Here is a 20,577-nt window from a genome sequence, read left to right on the forward strand (position 1 = left end):
CCTGCTCATACCTGCATCGGCATCATGTTCTGGGTGGCGTTGTGCATGACCCACAACGAACCGGCGACGACAATGGCGATCAGGAACGCCGTGCAGAGGAAGATGCCGGTGTTCTCGCGCTGGCTGCGGCCCGCGCCGATGTGCAGGAACAGCACCAGCTGCGCCACCAACTGCACCACGCACAGCACCACGATGGCGGTCAGTCGCAACGGCTGTGGCACCCACCCGCCCATCACCACGCCGAACGAGGCGCCGGTGAGCACCAGGCACAGCAGCAGGCCGATGATGTAGCCCTTGAGGGTGGCGTGGCTGCCACCGTGATCGGTTTCAGAAGCGCTCGGGCTCATACGAACTCCCGCAGGTAGACGAAGGTGAAGACACAGATCCAGATCAGGTCCAGGAAGTGCCAGAACAGGCTCAGGCAGGCCAGGCGGCGGCGGACGATGCCATCCAGGCCGAACTTCAGCACCTGGTGGATCATGATCGCCAGCCACAGCAGGCCGAAGGTGACGTGCAGGCCATGGGTGGCCACCAGGGTGAAGTACGCCGAGAGGTAGGCGCTCACGTCGGGGGTGGCGCCTTCATGGATCAGCTCGGCGAACTCATACAGCTCCATGCCGATGAACACCGCGCCGAGCAGCCCGGTGGTGGCCAGCCAGCCCACCACCTGGTTGCGCTTGTTGGCCTGCAGACCCAGCATCGCCAGGCCGAAGGTAAAGCTGCTCAACAGCAGCACCACCGTTTCAGACAGCACGAAGCCCAGCTTGAACAGTTCCTTGCCCGACGGACCGTCGGCGGTGCCGTTGAGCAGCACCCCGAAGGTGGCAAACAGCACCGCGAAGATCAGGCAGTCGCCCATCAGGTACATCCAGAACCCGACGACGGTCTTGCTGCCGTCGTCGTGGTGCTCATGGGCGTGGTCGTGATGACCGCCCGCGAGCTGCCCGTGCTGCGTGGCAGCGGTCAGGGTATCGCCACTCATGCTTTGGCTCCTTGCATCTGCGCGAAGTGCGCCTCTTCAATGCGCTTCACCTCGGCGGCGGGCACGTAATAGTCCACGTCACGGTCGTAGGAGCGCAGCACGAAGGTGGCGATCACACCGACCAGGCCAATCGCCGCCAGCACCCACATGTGCCAGACCAGCGCGAAGCACAGCACCAGGCTGAACAGCGAGATCACCACACCGGCGCCGGTGTTGCGCGGCATGTGGATGTCCTCGTAGTGGTCCAGCCGCTGCCAGGCACTGCCGGCCTGCTTGTCGTCCCAATGCTGCTCCAGCGAGGTGATGACCGGCACCTTGGCGAAGTTGTAGAACGGCGGCGGCGAGGACGTGGCCCACTCCAGGCTGCGTGCATTCCACGGGTCGCCGGTCAGGTCCAGGTTGGCCTTGCGGTCGCGCACGCTCACGTAGAACTGGATGAACATGGCCGCGATGCCGGCGGCAATGACCAGCGCGCCGATGGCCGCCACGATCAACCACGGCTGCCAGCCTTCCACCGCGTAGTGGTTCATGCGCCGGGTCATGCCCTTGAAGCCGAGCACGTACAGCGGCATGAAGGCCAGATAGAAGCCCACCAGCCAGCACCAGAACGAAATCTTGCCCCAGCGTTCGTTGAGGGTGAAGCCGAACGCCTTCGGGAACCAGAAGGTGATGCCGGCCAGGCAGCCGAACACCACGCCGCCGATGATCACGTTATGGAAGTGCGCGATCAGGAACAGGCTGTTGTGCAGCACGAAGTCCGCGCCCGGGATGGCCAGCATCACGCCGGTCATGCCACCCAGCGCGAAAGTCACCATGAAGCCGATCGTCCACATCGTCGAGGAGTGGTAGCGGATGCGGCCGCGGTACATGGTGAACAGCCAGTTGAACAGCTTCACGCCGGTGGGAATGGAGATGATCGAGGTCATGATGCCGAAGAAGGCATTCACGTTGGCGCCCGAGCCCATGGTGAAGAAGTGGTGCAGCCAGACGAAGAACGACAGCACGCCGATCGAACAGGTCGCATACACCATCGAGCGGTAGCCGAACAACGGCTTGCCCGAGAACGTGGCGATGATCTCGGAGAACGCGCCGAAGCACGGCAGGATCAGCACGTAGACTTCCGGGTGGCCCCAGATCCAGATCAGGTTGACGTACATCATGGCGTTGCCGCCGGCGTCATTGGTGAAGAAGTGCATGCCGAAGTAGCGGTCCATGGTCAGCAGCGCCAGGGTCGCGGTCAGCACCGGGAAGATCGCCACGATCAGGATGTTGGTGATCAGCGCGGTCCAGGTGAACACCGGCATCTTCATCAGGTCCATGCCCGGCGCACGCATCTTGAGGATGGTGACGATGAAGTTCAGGCCGGTCAGCGTGGTGCCGATGCCGGAGACCTGCAGCGACCAGATGTAGTAGTCCACGCCAACCGTGGGGCTGTACTCGATCCCCGACAACGGCGGATAGGCCACCCAGCCGGTGGCGGCGAAGTCGCCCACGAACATCGACAGCATCACCAGCACCGCGCCCACCGCCGACAGCCAGAAGCTGAGCGAGTTGACGAACGGGAAGGCGACGTCGCGCGCCCCGATCTGCAGCGGCACCACCAGGTTCATCAGGCCCACGATGAGCGGGGTTGCCACGAAGAAGATCATGATCACGCCATGCGCGGTGAAGATCTGGTCGTAGTGTTCCGGCGGCAGGTAGCCGGCCGCGTCATTGGCCGCGATCGCCTGCTGGGCGCGCATCATCAGGGCATCGGCAAAGCCGCGCACCAGCATGACCAGGGCCAGCAGGATGTACATAACGCCGATCTTCTTGTGGTCCACCGAGGTGATCCACTCGGTCCAGATGTAGCCCCATTTCTTGTAGTAGGTGATCGCCGCGACGATCGCCGCGCCGAGCAGCAGCGAGCCTGCCAGCGCCGACATGATGATCGGGTCGTGGTAGGGAATTGCTTCGAGGTTCAACTTTCCAAGCACAATCAGTTCTCCGCGGTACGGCTGGCAGGCGCGGCCAGGCTCAACGTCTGGGGTGTTGCCCCGGGCTCTTCGCCCGGCAGGCAGATCTCGTCATCGGCCATGCCGTGGTAACGGGCAACGATGCTGTCGAACAGGCCGGTATCCACGCCACTGAAGCGCTGCAACGGCGCGCCATGGGTAGGCACTTCCAGCGCGGCCAGGCGCGCGGCGCCGAGGTGGTCGTTGCTGCTGCGCGCCTGGTCCAGCCAGACCTGGAAGTCGGCATCGGTGACCACGCGGGCCGGGAACTTCATGTCCGAGAAGCCCGAACCGCTGTAGGCCGACGACATCCCGGCGTAGGTGCCCGGGGTATGCCCGATCAGGTGCAGGCGCGTCTGCATGGCCGGCATGGTGTAGACCATGCTGCCCAGCTGCGGCACGAAGAAGGCGTTCATCATCGACTCGGAGGTGAGCTTGAAGGCCACCGGCGTATCCACCGGCATCACCAGTTCGTTGATCGTGGCCACGTTGTGGTCGGGGTAGATGAACAACCACTTCCAGTTCAACGACACCACTTCCACGCGCAGGGGGGCCTTGTCCGATGCGATCGGCTTGTAGGGATCCAGCGCGTGCGTGCTCTTCCAGATCAACACGGCCAGCACCACGATGATCAGGCACGGAATGGTCCAGATCACCACCTCGATGGCGGTGGAATGCGACCAGTCCGGCGCGTAGGTGGCCTTGGTGTTGGAGGCGCGGTAGCGCCAGGCAAAGTACAGGGTGAGGATGATCACCGGGATCACCACCAGCAGCATCAGGCCGGTGCATACCAGGATCAGCTGCATCTCCTGTTCGGCGATGCTGCCCATGGGATTGAACAGTTCCAGGTTCTTGCACCCGGTGAGCAATGGCAGCAACGCTGCCAGTCCGAACCAGCGTCCGGCGCGGGCTGCACCGGCCATGGCGGCGCGGCGAGCGGGGTGTGTAGCGGGGTTCATGCGGGTCGGCCCTTCCAACGCAGTGCCGGGCCGGGCGGCCCGGATCATGAAAAGTGGCGAACACCCCCCTGCATGACCGATATGCATGGGGGGTGCCCGCCGCAGCCGCGTACGTTAGGCAACGACATGATCCATACATGATGCGACACACTGTCGCAGGGCAGCGCGCACCCGGGCGTAAGATGCGCCGATGCAGTGGAACACTCTCATCGCCGACGGCCACGGGCCGGTCTATCTGCGCATCGTGCAGGCCCTTGAACGCGCGGTCTGGTCCGGCGTGCTGCGGCCCGGCCAGCGCCTGCCGGCACAGCGCGTGTTGGCCAGCGAGCTGGGCGTGGACCTCACCACCGTCACCCGTGCCTTCACCGAGGCGCGCAAGCGCGGCCTGATCGATGCACGCGGGCCCCAGGGAACGTTCGTCGCCCCGCCCCAGGTGGAGCTGGCGCAGCTGGTGGACCTGAGCATGAACCTGCCGCCCAGCCCCGGCGGCGGACAGGTGGCCGACATGCTGCAGCGTGGCCTGGCCACCGTGCTCAGCCGCAGCGACGCCAGCAACCTGATGACCTACCACGTCGGTGGTGGTAGCCGCGCCGACCACCTGGCCGCCCAGCAATGGCTCAAGCCGATCCTGGGCAGGCTGGACAGCGACCGGCTGGTAGTCACCGAAGGCGCGCAGGCCGCGCTGTCGGCGCTGCTGCTGGCGCTCACCGATGCCGGCGACGTCATCCTGTGCGAACCGCTGGTGTATCCCGGCCTGCTGCACGCGGCGCGGGTGCTGCAGCGCACGTTGCGGGTGGTGGAGTGCGACGAGCACGGCATGCTGCCCAGCGCGTTGCGCCGCCACGCGCGAGCCAGCGGTGCACGCGTGGTCTACCTCAATCCCACCGCGCAGAACCCGACCGCGCGCACCATGCCCGAAGCACGCCGGATGGCGCTGGCCGAGGTGTTGCGCAGCCTGGACCTGCGCCTGATCGAGGACGACCCGTACTGGCTGCTGGTTGCTGATGCCCCCGCCCCGCTCGCCCTGCTGGCGCCGCAGCACACCTGCTACATCTCCACCTTGTCCAAGTGCCTCAGCCCGGGCCTGCACACCGGCTTCGTGCACCTGCCCGATGGCGTGGCACGGCAGCGCGTGCTCGATGCGCTGCGCGCGGTCAACCTGATGGCGCCGCCGCTGATGAACGCGCTGGTGACCCAGCTGATCCTGGACGGGTCGGCGGCCACCCTGCTGAAGCTGGTGCAGGAAGAAGCCGCCGAGCGTCGCTATCTGGCGCAGTCCACGTTGTCGCCGCGGTTCCTGCAGCACTGTGCCGGCGTCCATGCGTGGTGCCGCCTGCCCGCACAGTGGACCGACGCCAGCCTGACCCATGCGGCGCGGCTGCAGGGGCTGGGTATCGCCCCGTCATCGGCGTTCACCCCGCAGGGCGTGGCGATCAATGACGCCGTGCGGATCTCACTGGGCGCGGCGTCGAGCCGGCAGGAACTGCACCGGGCGCTGCGGCAGCTGGACCAGTTGATGCACGTGGCCAGCAGCGGCAGCACGGAATGGACCATTTGAGGTCTACGCGCAGTGGGCGCGGACCTCAGCCAGAAACGGCCTTGGCGCGCTTCCAGACGGTTTCAAATTCGCTGGCCGTGATGCTGTCATCCGAATCCAGGTCCAGCCAGGACAGGGGTTGATCGGAGAGCGGGAAGCGCTCATCGGCCTGTCCGCCCTTGTCGGCCCAGACCAGCACGCTCCGGTAGCTCTCGACCTGGCGGACGATCACGTCGCCCTGTACCTCGAGGTAAATCGTCCCGTGGCCGATGTCCGATTCGGCGGGGTGCTTATAGTGTTTCCGGGTCGTGCTCATGACGAACGCTCAGGGCGGGCGGTGGGGAGGGCGCGAAATATACCGCGATCAGGGCGCAACTGGCAGGTTGCCTCGCGCTGCCACGCACGGTGTGGCACTACCGGCGGCGTGATGTGGCGCGGGGCTGCAGCGCATCCAGCGCCCCGGCGTTGCGCCGCGCCCAGTCGTAGATCAGCTCGATCGGCTCCACCAGCTGCACGCCCAGCGGGGTCAGCGCGTAGTCCACCGACGGCGGCACGGTGGGGTATTCGGTACGCAGCACAAGCCCGGCGGCCTCCATCTGGCGCAGGGTCTGGCTGAACATTTTTTTGGAGATGTCCGGCAGGCTGCGGTGCAGCGCATTGCTGCGCGCGGTGCCGTCGTGGCGCACCGCCAGGGTGTGCAGCACCATCGAGGTCCACTTGGTGCTGAACAGCTCCAGCACCCGCCGCGGGGCGCAGTCTTCACGCCATTGATCTTCCTCGCTGCCGGTTTTCATTGCCTGGTTACCCTTTGGTGCCTTCTTTCGAGGCGTGCGCACCTATCCTACTGTGTGCGCCTGATAGTGGATGGAAAGGCGGCAGCATGAACAACACGGCACTCGTGGTGGGCGCAACCGGCATCGTCGGCAGCGCACTGATCCGGGAACTGCAGGCGGCGGGCTGGGCAGTACACGGCCTGGCGCGCTCGCCCGGCGCCCTGCCCGCCGGGGTCGGCGCGGTGGCGGCCGATCTGCGCGACGCGCAGGCCACGCGCGACGCACTGGCGGGCCTGACGCCGACCCACGTGTTCATCACCACCTGGTCGCGGCAGGCCAATGAGGCGGAGAACATCCGGGTCAACGCAGCGATGGTGCGGCACCTGCTCGATGCGCTGCGCCCGGCCGGCTCGGTCCGGCACGTGGCGCTGGTGACGGGCCTGAAGCACTACCTGGGGCCGTTCGAGGCGTACGCGCAGGGCGCGCTGCCACAGACCCCGTTCCGCGAGGAGCAGCCGCGCCTGGACGTGGACAATTTCTACTACGCGCAGGAAGACGAGGTGTTCGCCGCCGCCGCGCGCGATGGCTTCAGCTGGAGCGTGCACCGCCCACATACGGTGATCGGTGCGGCAGTGGGCAATGCCATGAACATGGGCACCACGCTGGCGGTCTACGCCACGCTGTGCCGACACCTGGGGCGTCCGTTCTACTTCCCGGGGTCGCCGGCGCAGTGGAACGGGCTGACCGACATGACCGACGCCGGGCTGCTGGCAAGGCACCTGCTCTGGGCCACGCAGACCACGGCGGCCTTCAACCAGGCTTTCAACGTGGTCAACGGCGATGTGTTCCGCTGGCGCTGGATGTGGGAGCGGATCGCGGCGTGGTTCGATCTTGAGCCTGCCCCGTTGACTGGCGAGGTGCGGCCGCTGGAGCAGCAGATGGCCGATGACGCGTCGGTGTGGTCATCACTGGCAGCCACGCATGGCTTGGTCGAGCCCGACATCCACCGGTTGATTTCGCCTTGGCACACCGACGCCGACCTTGGGCGCCCGCTGGAAGTGATCACCGACATGTCCAAGAGCCGCCGGTTGGGCTTCCTGGACTACCAGCCCAGCGACGATGCGTTCTTCGCCCTGTTCGCGCAGCTGCGCGCACAGCGGCTGATTCCCTGAGCAGGCACGGCACGCACGCGCAACGCGGCGTGCCGCACCCGGATTACCTTCGACACTGTAGGCGCGTGGCGGCGACGGCTAGGCTGCGGCATCCGCCCGCCGGGCCCTTCGTGACGCCGCATACCGTGACCATTGCCTTGAAAGTGTCTTCGTTGTTGCTCGTCGCGCTCCCGCTCAATGCACGTGCGGCAGAACAATGGATCGTGGCGACCGATCTGTGGGGCAACACGAATTACCAGACGCTGCAGCTGGACGTGCAGGGAACCCAGCTCACCGGCACCCTGGATGGCGACCGCGTCAGCGGCACGCTGCGCGACCGCGACGTGCGCTTCACCGCCACCGGCAACGATGGCCAGGTCTACCACTTCAACGGCCGCATCGACGAGGCACGCATGCAGGGCCAGAGTGACCAGCCGGACACCAACAACCGCGCCGTGCGTGCGCAGCATGCCTTCAGCGCCTGGCGGGTGCCCGCGCGCACCGGCACGGCCGCGCAACGGCATGTGTTCACGCCGGTGGATTACTCCAACACCTTCAGCGCCGACCGTACCCCGGTGCTGGTCATCCATCCCGGCGATTCGGTGCGGACCAAGACCCTCGATTCCGGCGGGGTGGACGAGCACGGCGTCACCCGTGCGCTGTTCGGCAACCCGCAGGTGGGGCCGTTCTTCGTGGTCGGCGCCGAGCCCGGCGACACCCTGGCCATCACCCTCACCTCGCTCAAGCTCAACCGCGACTATGCCGACAGCCTGGACGGTGTGGTCGGCCGGCTGAAGACCCCGCGGGTCGCTGCCGAAGCCACCGGGCTGGGCAAGCCGGTGCGCTGGGAACTGGACCGGGTGCGCGGCATGGCGCGGCCGAAGGACGCCAGCGGCGCCCTCAAACAGTTCGAGGTGCCGGTGAAGCCGATGCTGGGCGGGCTGGCGGTGGCACCGGGCTTCGGCTACCCGCCATTCTCCACCGGCGACACCGCCGACTTCGGCGGCAACATGGATTTCAACGCGGTCGTGGAAGGCAACACCGTCTACCTGCCGGTGCAGCAACCCGGCGCACTCCTGTATCTCGGCGATGGCCACGCCCTGCAGGGCGATGGTGAAACCACCCAGTGGGCCCTGGAAACCTCGCTCGATGTCGAGGTGCGGGTGGCGCTGGTGAAGCGGCAGTCGATCGCCACGCCCCGGGTCGAGTCGCCCACCCAGATCATGACCCTTGGGCAGGCCGGCTCCAGCGACGACGCGCTGCGCGTGGCCACCTCCGGAATGCTGCAGTGGCTGCGCCAGGGCTATGGGCTGACCCTGTCCGAAGCCACCCAGGTACTGGGCGTGGCGGTGCAGTACCACGTCGCCAACCTGGCCGGCCGCAGCGTCGGTGTCGCCGCGAAACTGGACAAGGCCGTGTTGCGCACCCTGCCCGCGCCGCCACCGGCAATAGAGAACTAGACGACCGGTCTAATCGGGCGTAGAGTGCGCCCCATGAGCACAGCGACCGCCCCTGAACCCCACGACGTCCGCGACAGGATCCTGGCCACCGGCCAGCGGATCATGGGCGGCAAGGGCTTTTCGGCGGTCGGCCTGAATGAGGTGCTCACTGCCGCCGGCGTGCCCAAGGGGTCGTTCTATCACTACTTCGGCTCCAAGGAAGCGTTCGGCGAGGCCCTGCTGGAAGACTACTTCGCGGACTACCTGGCCGAGATGGACGCCACCTTCCGCCAGCCCGGCCTGAGCAAGGCGCAGCAGCTGGAGGCGTATTTCCGCGCCTGGCGGGACGCCCAGTCGTTCGAGGATTGCCAAGGCAAGTGCCTGGCGGTGAAGCTCGGCGCCGAAGTGGCGGACCTGTCGGCCAGCATGCGCGCGGCGTTGCAACGCGGCACGGCCGGCATCGTCGAGCGCCTGGCGCGGGCGATCGAGGCCGGCGTCGCCGACGGCTCACTCCGCATCCACGGCGATCCCACTACGGTGGCCCAGAGCCTGTACCAGTTGTGGTTGGGCGCCAGCATCATGGTCAAGATCGTGCGTACCCTGCAGCCCTTCGATACGGCGCTGCGCGCCACCCAGCAAGCGCTTCACCCCTCGGCCTGACGGGCCAGGACACCGCAGGCACGTCCTGGCGACGTGCCTTTTCATTCGCCCACACCGTAGACGACTGGTCTACTCACCTCACCCCCCCATCCGGAGCTACCCCATGAAGATCCTCATCGTCCTCACCTCCCACGACCAGCTTGGCGACACCGGCCGCAAGACCGGCTTCTGGCTGGAAGAGCTTGCCGCGCCCTACTACGCCTTCACCGATGCCGGCGCGCAGATCGTGCTGGCCTCGCCCAAGGGCGGCCAGCCGCCGCTGGACCCCAAGAGCAACGAGCCCGACTTCCAGACCGACCTCACCCGTCGCTTCGAGGCCGATCCGGCCGCGACCGCGCAACTGGCCAGCACCGTGCGCCTGGACAGCGTCCGCCAGCAGGACTTCGACGCCGTGTTCTATCCCGGCGGCCACGGCCCGCTGTGGGACCTGGCCAACGACAGCCACTCCATCGCCTTGATCGAATCGTTCATTGCCGCCAACAAGCCGGTCGCGCTGGTCTGCCATGCCCCGGGCGTGCTGCGCGACGTCAAGGCCGCGGACGGTTCGCCGCTTGTGGCGGGCAAGAAGGTTACCGGCTTCACCAACAGTGAGGAAGCCGGCGTCGGCCTGACCGAGGTGGTGCCGTTCCTGGTCGAAGACATGCTCCAGGCGGCCGGCGGCCACTACTCCAAGGGGCCCGACTGGGGCGCGTACGTGGTCAGCGATGGCCTGTTGATCACCGGGCAGAACCCGGGCTCGTCGGCGGAGACCGCGGCCGTGCTGGTGAAGCACCTGGGTGCGTCGGGCAACGCCTGAGGTCTGACCGCAGCAAGGCCGGCGCGCAATGACGCGCCGGCCTTGCTGCCTTCCGCCGGTCATGCGCTCGGGGCGCTTTGGCGCTCCCGCGCGGGGATGACGCGGAACATGCGCTACATCATCCGCGGCGCACGGCAACCGCGCCAGTCGAGCGACGCAGCGCGTACTGCGCAAGACGCCACACCACCTGCCGACTCACTACCGAGATCAGCATCGGCACGCACGCCACCAGCGCAGGCAGGATCGCACCGAACACGGCGGTCATGCCGATGACGAATCCGAACAGGTACTCCGCGCGGTAGGTGGGAAACAGCACACTGGCCATCAACACCCCCAGCATTACCTGCGTTGCAGCAGGTTCGCCCTGGGTCACAAACGCAACCGAGAGTGCGACGCCCGCGGCGAGCGCGCCGAGGAAGCCGGCGACAGCAGGCCACCACGCGCGTGCGTGCGCACGGGTGCGCCGGCTCACTTCCCAGCCCGCCAGGACGCCAAGCAATGGCAGCACCAGCAGTCCCCACGCGTTGGAGATGGCCGGCAGGCTTGCATCATTGAGCAGGTGATGGCGCTGGATGCCACCATGGCTGTACTCCCAGCCCAGGTGTATCAGGGCCGCGGTCATCCCGACGATGACGGCGCCGGGCAGTATCCAGCGCGATTGGGGACTCGCCATCCTCACATCCTTTGATCGTGACCCAGGGTCCAGTGCCGCCAGCTTAGGGAGCGTGTGCTTTCCCGGCCATGTGCCGGGCGGCATCGTGACCAACGGCGGTCTGGCCGCTGCGTTCGGTGTCATGGGGCGATACCGCCGGTAGTGCAGGCGCCTCGAAGCACGCCACCAGGTGGTCCACGAGCGATCGCACCGAGGGCAGCAGATGGCGGCGCGAGGGCAGCAGCGCGTGCACCACATGGCCGGGCGCGGCCCATCCCGGCAGCAGTTCCACCAGCCGCCCCGCCTGCAGGTCGTCGGCCACCATCGTACGCGGCAGGATGGCCACGCCGGCCGCGCCCAGCGCGGCATGGTAGATGCACGCGACATCGTCGGTGACCATGCGCGGCTGGTGGCGGATCGTGGCCACCGCGCCGTCGGCATGCTCGAACGACCATTCGTGGGTTGTGCGCGGGCTGCCCAGTTCCAGGGTGGCAAAGGCCGCCACGTCCGCCGGGCCGACCGGGTGCGCACGGTCCTTGAGCAGGTCCGGGTGGGCCACCAGTACGCATTCGCGCCGGGCCAACACGCGCTGGATCAGTTCGGAGTCGTTCAACTGCCCGCTGCTTTCGCGGATGGCGATATCAAACCCCTCGGCGATGATATCGATGGGTCGGTTGTACACCTTCAGATACACGCTGACCTTGGTGTTGATGGCGATGTAGTCCGCCACCATGCGGCTCACCCCGCCCTGCAGGAGGTCGTTGCTGCAGGTGATGCGCAGCAGCCCGCAGGGCTCTGAACGGGTGAGGTCGACCAGCGCACGCGCCGCATCGGCCTGCGCGATCATGGCCTTGCAGTGATCCAGGAACAGCCTGCCCAGCTCGGTCACGGAAAACTGGCGGCTTGAACGCTGGATCAGGCGCACCCCCAGTTGCGCCTCCAGCAGCGCAATACGCCGGCTGAGCTTGGACTTGGGCACATTCAGCGCCCTGCCGGCCTGGTCGAACCCGCCGTGCTCGACCACCATCGCAAAGTAGAAAAGGTCGTTGAAGTCCTGCATGGGCGTCGGGTCTCGGGATTGCGGAAGCACCCACAGCGGCCCGCTGTCGGTGATGTACCCAGCTTGCACCCGGATCCTGTCGGGTGCATGCCGATCATCGTTCACCTGATAGGACGCTGGTGGCAATTTTTGCCGTCTACCGGGGCAAAACCGCCGGGGCTACGGTGTGCGCCATCGGAGTCGCTGCGACCCCGGAGCGAGGGTGAACGTGAAGAACATACTTGGCGTGTACAGCGCCCCCAGGCCGCATTGGGTGGGCGACGGCTTCCCTGCCCGCTCGCTGTTTTCCTACACCACCCACGGCCAGCAGTTGAGTCCCTTCCTGCTGCTGGACCGCGCCGGGCCCCACACCTTCACCCCCTCGGCGCACGTGCGCGGCATCGGCCAGCACCCGCACCGGGGATTCGAGACCGTCACCCTGGTGTATGAGGGGGAGGTGTCCCACCGCGACTCCACCGGCGCCGGCGGCACCATCGGCCCGGGCGACGTGCAGTGGATGACGGCGGCGTCGGGAATACTGCACGAAGAGTTCCATTCCCCGGCCTTCAGCCAGCGGGGCGGCACCCTGGACATGGTGCAGTTGTGGGTCAACCTGCCTGCGCGGGACAAGCAGCGTGCCCCCGGCTACCAGAGCCTGGACGCCAGCACGATCCCGGTCGTGCCGCTGGCCGACGGGGCCGGGCAGCTGCGGGTGATCGCCGGCACCTTCGAGGGCTGCCAGGGCCCCGCCCGCACCCACACCCCCATGGACGTCTGGGACCTGCGCCTCAACGCGGGCGCGCACCTCACCCTGCCGGCCATCGAGGGCTGGACCACGGTGGTGGTGGTGCTCAAGGGCGAGGTGCGGCTCAACGCAGGCGATGCGATCGGGCCGGCGCAGTTCGCGATGTTCGAACGCCACGGCCAGTCCATCCAGGTCGATGCCATCGGCGATGCCACGCTGCTCCTGCTGGGCGGCGAGCCGATCGATGAGCCGCTCGTCGGGCATGGCCCCTTCGTCATGAACAGCGCGGCCGAGATCGCGCAGGCCATGGCCGATTTCAACACCGGCCGGTTCGGCCAGATCCCCGCGTGACCCGATTCGACGGCCGCCGCCAACGCGCGGCCCGTCGCACTGCTCTCTCCCCCAACCCACGGAAGTGACCATGAGCGTTCCCGCCAACTTCAGCGGCAGCAAGCCGATCATCAACCCCGCAGACGCGGCCATGCTGTTGATCGATCACCAGAGCGGGCTGTTCCAGACCATCGGCGACATGCCCTTTTCCCGTGTGCGCGCGCATGCCGTCGCGCTGGCGCGCATGGCCACGCTGTGCGGCCTGCCGGTGATCACCACCGCCTCGGTGCCGCAAGGTCCCAACGGCCCGCTGATCCCGGAGATCCACCAGAACGCACCGCACGCCACCTACGTGGCGCGGCGCGGCGAAATCAACGCCTGGGACAACCCCGAATTCGTCGCGGCGGTCAAGGCCACCGGTCGCCGGCAGCTGATCATCGCCGGCACCATCACCAGTGTCTGCATGGCCTTCCCGAGCATCGCCGCCGTGGCCGACGGCTACCAGGTGTTTGCGGTGGTGGATGCCTCGGGCACCTATTCCAAGATGGCCGAAGAGATCACCCTGGCGCGCGTGGTGCAGGCCGGCGTCGTGCCGATGGACACCGCCGCGGTGGCCTCCGAGCTGCAGAAAACGTGGCACCGCGACGACGCCCCGCAGTGGGCCGAGGTCTATACGCAGATCTTCCCCAACTACCAGCTGCTGATCGAAAGCCACGCCAAGGCGCAGGACGTCCAGAAGAACGGCGAAGCCCTGGATTCTCTGCGCGCCTGAGCCAACGGGCGGGCGAGTTGCCGCGGCCGTACGTGCCCGGAAGACCGCCCTGCCCCGTGGCACCCCACCCCCGACCCCAAAGGAGACACCCCATGGCAAGCGAACCTGTCCGCGATCCCATCGCCGACCACCTGTTGACCCCGCAGAATGCGGCCTTCGTGATCATCGACTACCAACCCGTGCAGGTGAACTCCATCGCCTCGATGGATCGCCAGCTGCTGGTCAACAACATCGTGGGCACCGCACAGGCGGCCGTGGCCTACGGCCTGCCGATCGTGCATTCCACGGTCAACGTCAAGACCGGCCTGAACAAGCCGCCCATTCCGCAGCTGCGCAAGGTGCTGGACGGTATTCCGACCTACGACCGCACCACCATCAATTCGTGGGAAGACACGGAGTTCCGCAAGGCGGTTGAAGCCACCGGCCGCAGGAAGCTGATCATGACCGCGCTCTGGACCGAAGCCTGCCTCACCTTCCCGGCCCTGGACGCGCTGAAGGAAGGCTATGAGGTGTACGTGGTGGTGGATGCGGTGGGCGGCACCTCGCTGGCCGCCCATGACGCCGCGCTGCGTCGCGTCGAACAGGCCGGTGCCCAGCTGATCAGCGTCACCCAGTTGTTCTGCGAACTGCAGCGCGACTGGAATCGCAGTGACACGGTGCCGGCCTTCATGAAGCTCTTCATCGAGACCGGTGGCACCGCCGGTATCCAGTTCTCCTACGACCGGACCGAGTAACCCGCAGTCAACCCGACCGGCACCTGCCGGTCGGGTTGCTCATGCCAGCGCGACCCGACCGGCGCGTGGCGCGCGCCTCAGCCGCCCGCGGGCGCCGCCACCGGTGTGATGCGCCAGATCGTATTGGCCAGGTCATCGGCCACGATCACCGCCCCGCGCGGATCCAGCGTGACTCCGACCGGACGGCCACGGGTCCGGCCGTCATCGCCGCGGAAACCACTGGCGAAATCGATCGGCTCGCCCGCCGGGCGCCCGTCACGGAACGGCACGAACACCACCTTGTAGCCCACCGGCGGGTTGCGGTTCCAGCTGCCATGCTCACCCACGAACACCCCGTCGGCGAACGCGGGACCCATCGCCGCTGACGAGAAGGTCACGCCCAGCGCGGCCACATGCGACCCCAGTGCGTAATCCGGGGCGATGGCCGTGGCCACCTTCTGCGGGTTCTGCGGCATCACCCGCACGTCCACGTTCTTGCCCCAGTAGCTGTAAGGCCACCCGTAGAACGCGCCTTCGCGTACCGAGGTGAGGTAGTCCGGCACCAGGTTGGGGCCGATCTCATCGCGCTCGTTGACCACCGCCCACAGCACCCCCGTGCCCGGCTGCACGGTCAGCGCGGTGGGATTGCGCAGGCCCGTGGCATACACCTTGTGCGCGCCGGTCTGTGCATCCACCTGCCATACCTGCGCGCGGTCGATTTCCACCGCCATGCCGCGCTCGGTGATGTTGCTGTTGGAGCCGATGCCCACGTACAGGTAGCGCCCGTCGGCACTGGCGGCCAGCGACTTGGTCCAGTGATGGTTGATCGCCGCCGGCAGGTCGGTGACCTTGCTGGGCGCGCCACTGGCCTTGGTCTGGCCCGGCTGGTAGGCAAAGCGCACCAGCGCGTCCTGGTTGGCCACATACAGCGCATCGCCGATCAACGCCAGGCCATACGGCGCATTGAGATGGTCGGCAAACACGGTCTTGAGTTCGTACACGCCGTCGCCATCGGCGTCACGCAACAAGGTGAGGCGGTTGCCGCTTTTCACGGCGGTGTTGCCCTTGGACTTGATGCGGCCGGCAATGACGTCCTTGGGTTTCAGGTTCGGGGCGCTGCCGCCGCGTCCTTCCGCCACCAGGATGTCGCCGTTGGGCAGCACCAGCGTCTGCCGCGGAATGGCCAGGCCGGTGGCAATCGCCGAAATGCGGTAGCCCGTCGGCACGGTGGGCGTGCGATCGCCCCAACTGGCCGGCTTGGCGATGGTCATGTCCGGCATCAAGGTACGGTTGGGCGCGGGCAGTTCGGGGGTGGCGCCGTACTGTTCAAGCTCGGGTGCCTTGTTGCTGCACGCCGAGAGCGCGATGGCCAGCACCGATACGGTGAGCATGGCGGTCTGTGGGCGCTTCATCGTGCACCTCCCACGCGCAGGCGGGCGAATCCGACCCAGGTGGCCAGCAGGGCCAGCACCGTGACAATCGCCGACAGCACCAGCGCCCCCGGCATGATGGCCCAGGCATCACGGGCGTGATGCAGCGAATTGAAGAAGCCCACCGCCCAGGTAAGCACCAGCAACGCGGTGTAGGCGCGCGCGCGGCTGCCGCGCGCCAGGCCCACCAGGGCGCACAGCAGCGCCAGGGTAGTGATCACCATGGCGCCCACCAGCAGCCAGGCCGCGAAGTTGCTCCATTGGATCTCGTAGCTGCTCCAGTAGGCGTAGTCGGCCAGCAGCGCGCCCAGGAACAACGGCAGTACGCCGCCCAGCACCGCTGCATGGAAAGGATGGAGGGCCCATGGGCGGGCCAGCAAGGCAGTCGAGTTCACGGCGGTCTCCAGATGGACGGATGTCCGGACCCCACCGATGCTGCCAGCCGACGGTGATACGCCATGTGATGCACGGCGACGGCGCGGCGCGGATGCGCCGTGCAGGCGTACGGATCAGGTGCCCGCGTCGGCCTTAGCCTGGTAGAAATCCTCGAAATCCAGGTAGTCCTCGTGCAGCCCCTGCACCAGCCGCCCTGTCGGGCCGTCGGGCCCGGTTTCCATCAGTTGCCACCCCGGCATCCGCGCGTCGTCGCTCATGCCACCCTCATCAAGCACCATCACGAACGCGTTGCCCAGTGCCTTGGCATAGGCCCGCAGCAGCGCGTGCAGCGCAGCCGGGTCCACCGCGGCGCGCAGCGTCTGCAGGGTGTCCTGCAGATCCGGCTGATCGTAGAGGGCGTCGGACAGCACGTGCTCCACGTCGTCGGCCAGTACGTGGACGTCGTGCAGCACGCGGAACCGGGCGAACTGCGCGATGTTCTCGGACAGCTCGCTGCTCACCCAGTCGCGCGGGGCGGTGCACCCCGCTGCCTGCATGGCGGCGGTGAGCTGGGCACGGCGTTCGGTCTTGTCGTCGGTAGTACGCATGGAGGTGGCGTCCTTGGCATGCAGCGTGGGAGTGGACCGCCCATGCTACCCAAGCGCGGCCCTACGCGTCTGCCTCGCATGGTCGCCTCAGCGCGCGTCCGGGAAGCCTGCCTCGGCCAGCGCCGCCACGAACACCGCTTCGCTCAGGGTGCTCTCCACCCGCACCTCGCGCGCCGCCGGATCGGTCTCGATGCGCGCGTTGGGGTCTGCGTCCATCAGTGCCTTGGTCACGGAGCGGGCACAGCCGCCGCAGGTCATGGTGGGAATGTTGAAACGGAACATGCAGGACGCCTTGTGGGAAAAGTGTCCGCTTACTTTCCGGCCTGACAGCATGGCAAGGTCAAGCGGTGTCGTGCACGTGGCAAGGCAGGGTTCACTTTGCCGCACGACGGCGCGATGCCACCGGCCCATCGGTGCCGAAACGCGGTGCGCGATGGGGCGCCACGGTGCCCGGTGTGGCAGCGGCGTCGGCCTGCTCGGCGAGGTCGGCAATGATCGGACAGTCCGGCCGATCGTTGCCGTGGCAGTGCGCGGCGAGGTGTTCCAGGGTCATCGCCATCGCCTCCAGTTCGGCAATGCGCGTGCGCAGGCCCGCCACGTGCGCCAGCGCCACCGCCTTGACGTCCGCGCTGGCGCGGTCGCGGTCGTTCCATAACGTCAGCAGTTCGGCGATCTGTTCGACCGGGAACCCCAGGTCACGCGCGCGCCGGATGAAGCGCAGGCTGTGCGCGTCCTGCGTGCTGTAGGTACGGTAGCCCGCTGTGCTGCGTGCGGCCTGCGGAATCAGGCCGATCTGTTCGTAGTACCGGATCATCTTCGCCGACACGCCGGAGAAGGCGGCCGCCTGGCCAATGTTCAACATGGTGTACTCCTGGGAAACCTGCCGCCCTGCGGGGGTGCGTTCGGTGTGGTCCATGCATGCCTGGCGCCAGCGGGGCGCCAGCCGGGCAGAGCCCGGCTCTACGGGGCCAGCCACGGGGCTATCATCGCGCCGATGCCGCCGTGGATGTGAATCCTCACCGACCGCCCTGCCCCGGCAGGACCGGGGCAGGCGTTGCGGCGCCTCGCACGGGTGCCCGTGCTCAGGCCGTTGCGCCACGCGCGTCGGTGGCCATCGGCGCGTGGAAGCGCTTGAGGCGCAGCGCGTTGCCGAGCACGAAGATGCTCGACAAGGCCATCGCCGCGGCGGCGAAGATCGGCGACATCAGGGTGCCGTTCAGTGGGTACAGCACGCCGGCCGCCACCGGAATCAGCACGGCGTTGTAGGCAAACGCCCAGAACAGGTTCTGCTTGATGTTGCCGATGGTGGCGTGGCTGAGCGCGATGGCGTTGATCACGCCGCGCAGGTCGCCGGACATCAGCACCACGTCGGCCGCTTCGATCGCCACGTCAGTGCCGGTACCGATCGCCAGACCGACATCCGCTTCGGCCAGTGCCGGCGCATCGTTGATGCCGTCGCCGACGAAGGCCACCCGCGCACCGTTGGCGCGGAAGGTCTTGAGCGCGGCCACCTTGCCGTCCGGCAACACTTCGGCCGCCACCTCGTCGATGCCCAGCTGGCGGGCGATCGCCGCGGCCGTGGCGGCGTTGTCGCCGGTGATCATGGCCACCCGCAGGCCCAGTGCATGCAACGCGTTGATCGCCTCGGCGGTAGTCTCCCGGATCGGATCGGCCACCGCGATGATGGCCGCCAGGCGCCCGTCAATGGACGCATACAGCGGACTCTTGCCTTCGGCGCCCAGCCGCTGCGCCGCCGTCTGGAACGCACCCACGTCCAGGCCAAGCCGGTTCATGAAGCGGTCGGCTCCCACCGCCACCCGACGCCCGCCCACCGTGGCGGCCACGCCGAACCCGGGCGTCGCCTCGAAGTTCTCCAGCGCTGCCACGTCGAGGCCGCGCTGCGTGGCGGCCACGACGATCGCCTCGGCGATGGGGTGCTCAGAGCGGCTTTCCACGGCGGCCACCAGCGCCAGGACTTCGTCATGGCTGAAGCCGTCGGCCGGCACCAGGTCGGTCAGCTCGGGGCGCCCCTTGGTCAGCGTGCCGGTCTTGTCCAACGCCACCACGCTGACATCGCGCAGCGCCTGCAGCGCTTCGCCCTTGCGGAACAGCACGCCCAGCTCGGCGGCACGACCGGTGCCCACCATGATCGAGGTGGGCGTGGCCAACCCCATCGCACACGGGCAGGCGATGATCAGCACCGCCACCGCGTTGACCAGCGCGAAGGTCAGCGCCGGGGCCGGGCCGAACACCAGCCACGCCAGGAAGGTCAGCGCCGCGCCCGCCATCACGGCCGGCACGAACCACATGGTCACCTTGTCCACCAGCGCCTGGATCGGCAGCTTGGAGCCCTGCGCTTCTTCCACCAGGCGGATGATCTGCGCCAGGACCGTGTTGGCGCCCACCTGGGTGACACGGAAGCGGAAGGCACCGGTCGTGTTGAGGGTACCCCCGACGACAGCCGCGCCTGCCTCCTTGGAGACCGGCACCGGTTCACCGGTAATCATGCTTTCGTCGACATACGACGCGCCGTCGACCACCTCGCCATCCACCGGCACCTTCTCGCCCGGCCGCACCAGCACCACATCACCGGTCACCACTTCGTCCAGCGGGACCTCCACCGTAGCGCCGTTGCGCTCCACCCGCGCGGTCTTGGCCTGCAGGCCCACCAGCCGTTTGATCGCCTGCGAGGTGCGGCCCTTGGCGCGCGCTTCCAGCGTGCGGCCGAGCAGGATCAGGGTGACGATCACCACGGCGGCTTCGAAGTAGACGTTGGCAGTGCCGGGCGGCAACACCCCCGGAAGGAACGTGGCCACCACCGAATAGCCGTAGGCCGCCGCCGTGCCCACCGACACCAGTGAGTTCATGTCCGGCGCCCCGCGCAGCAGCGCCGGCACCCCCTTGCGGAAGAAGCGGATGCCCGGCCCGAACAGGACCAGGGTGGCCAGCGCGAACTGGATGTACCAGCTGGTCTGCGTGCCCAGTACGTGCATCACCCACTGGTGCATGGCCGGCACCAGGTGCGAGCCCATCTCCAGGATGAAGACCGGCAGCGTGAGGGCTGCGGCGATCCACAAGGCGCGCCGCAACTCGCGCGCTTCCTGCTCGCGCCGCTCGGTGTCCTGGTCTGCTGCGCTGGCGGTCGCGGCACCGGCGCGGCGCGCGGTATAGCCGGCCTTCGCGACGGCCGCATCGAGGCTGGCGAGGGTCACCACCCCGGAAAGATGGCGCACCCGTGCGCGCTCGGTGGCCAGGTTGACGCTGGCCTCCAGCACCCCGGGCACCTGCGCCAACGCCTTCTCCACCCGGCCCACGCAGGAAGCGCAGGTCATGCCCTCGATCGACAGTTCGGTGACCTCCTCGCGCACGCTGTAACCGGCGCCCTGGATGGCACGCACCACCGCCTGTGCGTCAGCCGGGCCGGCAAAGCCCACGTCGGCGCGCTCGGTGGCCAGGTTGACCGCTGCGCTATGCACGCCCGGCACCGCCTGCAGGGCACGCTCGACGCGCCCGACACACGAAGCGCAGGTCATGCCTTCTACCGGCAGGCTGAGGCGCTCAGCGCCCGTGGCGGAGGCAGGCGTGCCGGCTCTGGGGGCAGTGGATGACATGGCAGGATCCG

General features: G+C 67.7%; 22 protein-coding genes. 8 read left to right on the forward strand and 14 right to left on the reverse strand.

Going from position 1 to position 20,577, the window contains the following annotated elements; translation table 11 throughout:
* Nucleotides 1–5 precede the first annotated feature (5 nt).
* Genes cyoD through cyoA form a run of 4 tightly spaced genes read right to left on the reverse strand, consistent with a single transcriptional unit; the run spans nt 6 to nt 3,935 of the window.
* Nucleotides 6–347 carry a cytochrome o ubiquinol oxidase subunit IV gene (gene cyoD, locus AC6CHL_RS02400; protein WP_137189588.1) on the reverse strand — a complete coding sequence of 114 codons (342 nt, stop codon included), beginning with the start codon at nt 345–347 and terminating at the stop codon, nt 6–8.
* Nucleotides 344–982, reverse strand: coding sequence for a cytochrome o ubiquinol oxidase subunit III (gene cyoC / locus AC6CHL_RS02405; protein ID WP_038688126.1), 639 nt, complete (start codon nt 980–982; stop codon nt 344–346). The genes cyoD and cyoC overlap by 4 nt, the downstream gene beginning before the upstream one ends.
* On the reverse strand, nt 979–2,958 hold the full coding sequence (gene cyoB / locus AC6CHL_RS02410) for a cytochrome o ubiquinol oxidase subunit I (RefSeq protein ID WP_463601052.1): 1,980 nt from the start codon (nt 2,956–2,958) through the stop codon (nt 979–981). Before cyoB ends, cyoC begins: the two co-directional genes overlap by 4 nt.
* Before the next feature lie 2 nt (nt 2,959–2,960).
* The gene (gene cyoA / locus AC6CHL_RS02415; protein WP_244880213.1) at nt 2,961–3,935 is read right to left on the reverse strand and encodes a ubiquinol oxidase subunit II; all 975 of its coding nucleotides are present in this window, start codon (nt 3,933–3,935) and stop codon (nt 2,961–2,963) included.
* Between the two features lie 190 nt (nt 3,936–4,125).
* Between cyoA and AC6CHL_RS02420 the strand changes: the two genes are divergently transcribed.
* Entirely contained in the window at nt 4,126–5,493 is a 1,368-nt protein-coding gene (locus tag AC6CHL_RS02420; protein WP_498293170.1) for an aminotransferase-like domain-containing protein, read from the forward strand.
* Nucleotides 5,494–5,518: 25 nt separating this feature from the next.
* Here AC6CHL_RS02420 and AC6CHL_RS02425 read toward each other — a convergent pair whose 3' ends face one another.
* A complete protein-coding gene (locus AC6CHL_RS02425; protein WP_038688121.1) occupies nt 5,519–5,788 on the reverse strand; it encodes a hypothetical protein in 270 nt (89 codons plus the stop codon).
* A 97-nt stretch (nt 5,789–5,885) separates the two neighbouring features.
* Nucleotides 5,886–6,266 carry a winged helix-turn-helix transcriptional regulator gene (locus AC6CHL_RS02430; RefSeq protein WP_038688119.1) on the reverse strand — a complete coding sequence of 127 codons (381 nt, stop codon included), beginning with the start codon at nt 6,264–6,266 and terminating at the stop codon, nt 5,886–5,888.
* An 86-nt stretch (nt 6,267–6,352) separates the two neighbouring features.
* Between AC6CHL_RS02430 and AC6CHL_RS02435 the strand changes: the two genes are divergently transcribed.
* The 4 genes from AC6CHL_RS02435 (at nt 6,353) to AC6CHL_RS02450 (ending at nt 10,291) form a co-directional block, all read left to right on the forward strand.
* Nucleotides 6,353–7,417: an SDR family oxidoreductase gene (locus tag AC6CHL_RS02435; RefSeq protein WP_498293172.1), complete on the forward strand. Its 1,065-nt coding sequence runs from the start codon at nt 6,353–6,355 to the stop codon at nt 7,415–7,417.
* 203 nt (nt 7,418–7,620) lie between these two features.
* A complete protein-coding gene (locus AC6CHL_RS02440) occupies nt 7,621–8,856 on the forward strand; it encodes an acetamidase/formamidase family protein (protein ID WP_498293174.1) in 1,236 nt (411 codons plus the stop codon).
* A gap of 33 nt (nt 8,857–8,889) precedes the next feature.
* Complete coding sequence (locus AC6CHL_RS02445; protein ID WP_141057942.1) at nt 8,890–9,495, forward strand: TetR/AcrR family transcriptional regulator; 606 nt, start codon at nt 8,890–8,892, stop codon at nt 9,493–9,495.
* 103 nt (nt 9,496–9,598) lie between these two features.
* A complete protein-coding gene (locus AC6CHL_RS02450; RefSeq protein WP_448133776.1) occupies nt 9,599–10,291 on the forward strand; it encodes a type 1 glutamine amidotransferase domain-containing protein in 693 nt (230 codons plus the stop codon).
* A 118-nt stretch (nt 10,292–10,409) separates the two neighbouring features.
* On the opposite strand, the gene AC6CHL_RS02455 is transcribed toward AC6CHL_RS02450, so the two are convergent.
* Both AC6CHL_RS02455 and AC6CHL_RS02460 read right to left on the reverse strand, forming a co-directional pair.
* A complete protein-coding gene (locus AC6CHL_RS02455; protein ID WP_498293176.1) occupies nt 10,410–10,913 on the reverse strand; it encodes a hypothetical protein in 504 nt (167 codons plus the stop codon).
* Between the two features lie 94 nt (nt 10,914–11,007).
* Entirely contained in the window at nt 11,008–12,003 is a 996-nt protein-coding gene (locus AC6CHL_RS02460) for a LysR substrate-binding domain-containing protein (RefSeq protein ID WP_498293178.1), read from the reverse strand.
* Between the two features lie 208 nt (nt 12,004–12,211).
* On the opposite strand from AC6CHL_RS02460, the gene AC6CHL_RS02465 reads away from it, so the two are divergent.
* The 3 genes from AC6CHL_RS02465 to AC6CHL_RS02475 all read left to right on the forward strand — a co-directional run bounded on the left by AC6CHL_RS02465 (nt 12,212) and on the right by AC6CHL_RS02475 (nt 14,563).
* Entirely contained in the window at nt 12,212–13,078 is an 867-nt protein-coding gene (locus tag AC6CHL_RS02465) for a pirin family protein (protein ID WP_447593911.1), read from the forward strand.
* A 70-nt stretch (nt 13,079–13,148) separates the two neighbouring features.
* A complete protein-coding gene (locus tag AC6CHL_RS02470) occupies nt 13,149–13,829 on the forward strand; it encodes a hydrolase (protein ID WP_498293181.1) in 681 nt (226 codons plus the stop codon).
* Between the two features lie 92 nt (nt 13,830–13,921).
* Complete coding sequence (locus tag AC6CHL_RS02475) at nt 13,922–14,563, forward strand: hydrolase (RefSeq protein ID WP_141057936.1); 642 nt, start codon at nt 13,922–13,924, stop codon at nt 14,561–14,563.
* A gap of 77 nt (nt 14,564–14,640) precedes the next feature.
* On the opposite strand, the gene AC6CHL_RS02480 is transcribed toward AC6CHL_RS02475, so the two are convergent.
* From AC6CHL_RS02480 to AC6CHL_RS02505, 6 genes are all read right to left on the reverse strand, one after another.
* Nucleotides 14,641–15,954 (reverse strand): PQQ-dependent sugar dehydrogenase, encoded by a 1,314-nt coding sequence (locus tag AC6CHL_RS02480; protein ID WP_498293183.1) that lies wholly within the window; start codon nt 15,952–15,954, stop codon nt 14,641–14,643.
* Nucleotides 15,951–16,367 (reverse strand): DUF2231 domain-containing protein, encoded by a 417-nt coding sequence (locus tag AC6CHL_RS02485; RefSeq protein WP_320491048.1) that lies wholly within the window; start codon nt 16,365–16,367, stop codon nt 15,951–15,953. The genes AC6CHL_RS02480 and AC6CHL_RS02485 overlap by 4 nt, the downstream gene beginning before the upstream one ends.
* 114 nt (nt 16,368–16,481) lie before the next feature.
* A complete protein-coding gene (locus AC6CHL_RS02490; protein ID WP_498293185.1) occupies nt 16,482–16,955 on the reverse strand; it encodes a hypothetical protein in 474 nt (157 codons plus the stop codon).
* A gap of 87 nt (nt 16,956–17,042) precedes the next feature.
* Nucleotides 17,043–17,237, reverse strand: a complete 195-nt coding sequence (locus tag AC6CHL_RS02495) for a heavy-metal-associated domain-containing protein (protein WP_313422663.1) — start codon at nt 17,235–17,237, stop codon at nt 17,043–17,045.
* A gap of 91 nt (nt 17,238–17,328) precedes the next feature.
* Entirely contained in the window at nt 17,329–17,814 is a 486-nt protein-coding gene (gene cueR, locus AC6CHL_RS02500) for a Cu(I)-responsive transcriptional regulator (protein ID WP_038692163.1), read from the reverse strand.
* Between the two features lie 223 nt (nt 17,815–18,037).
* Nucleotides 18,038–20,566 carry a heavy metal translocating P-type ATPase gene (locus tag AC6CHL_RS02505; RefSeq protein ID WP_498293187.1) on the reverse strand — a complete coding sequence of 843 codons (2,529 nt, stop codon included), beginning with the start codon at nt 20,564–20,566 and terminating at the stop codon, nt 18,038–18,040.
* Nucleotides 20,567–20,577: the final 11 nt, after the last annotated feature.

This window comes from Stenotrophomonas sp. GQ19, assembly GCF_059758695.1.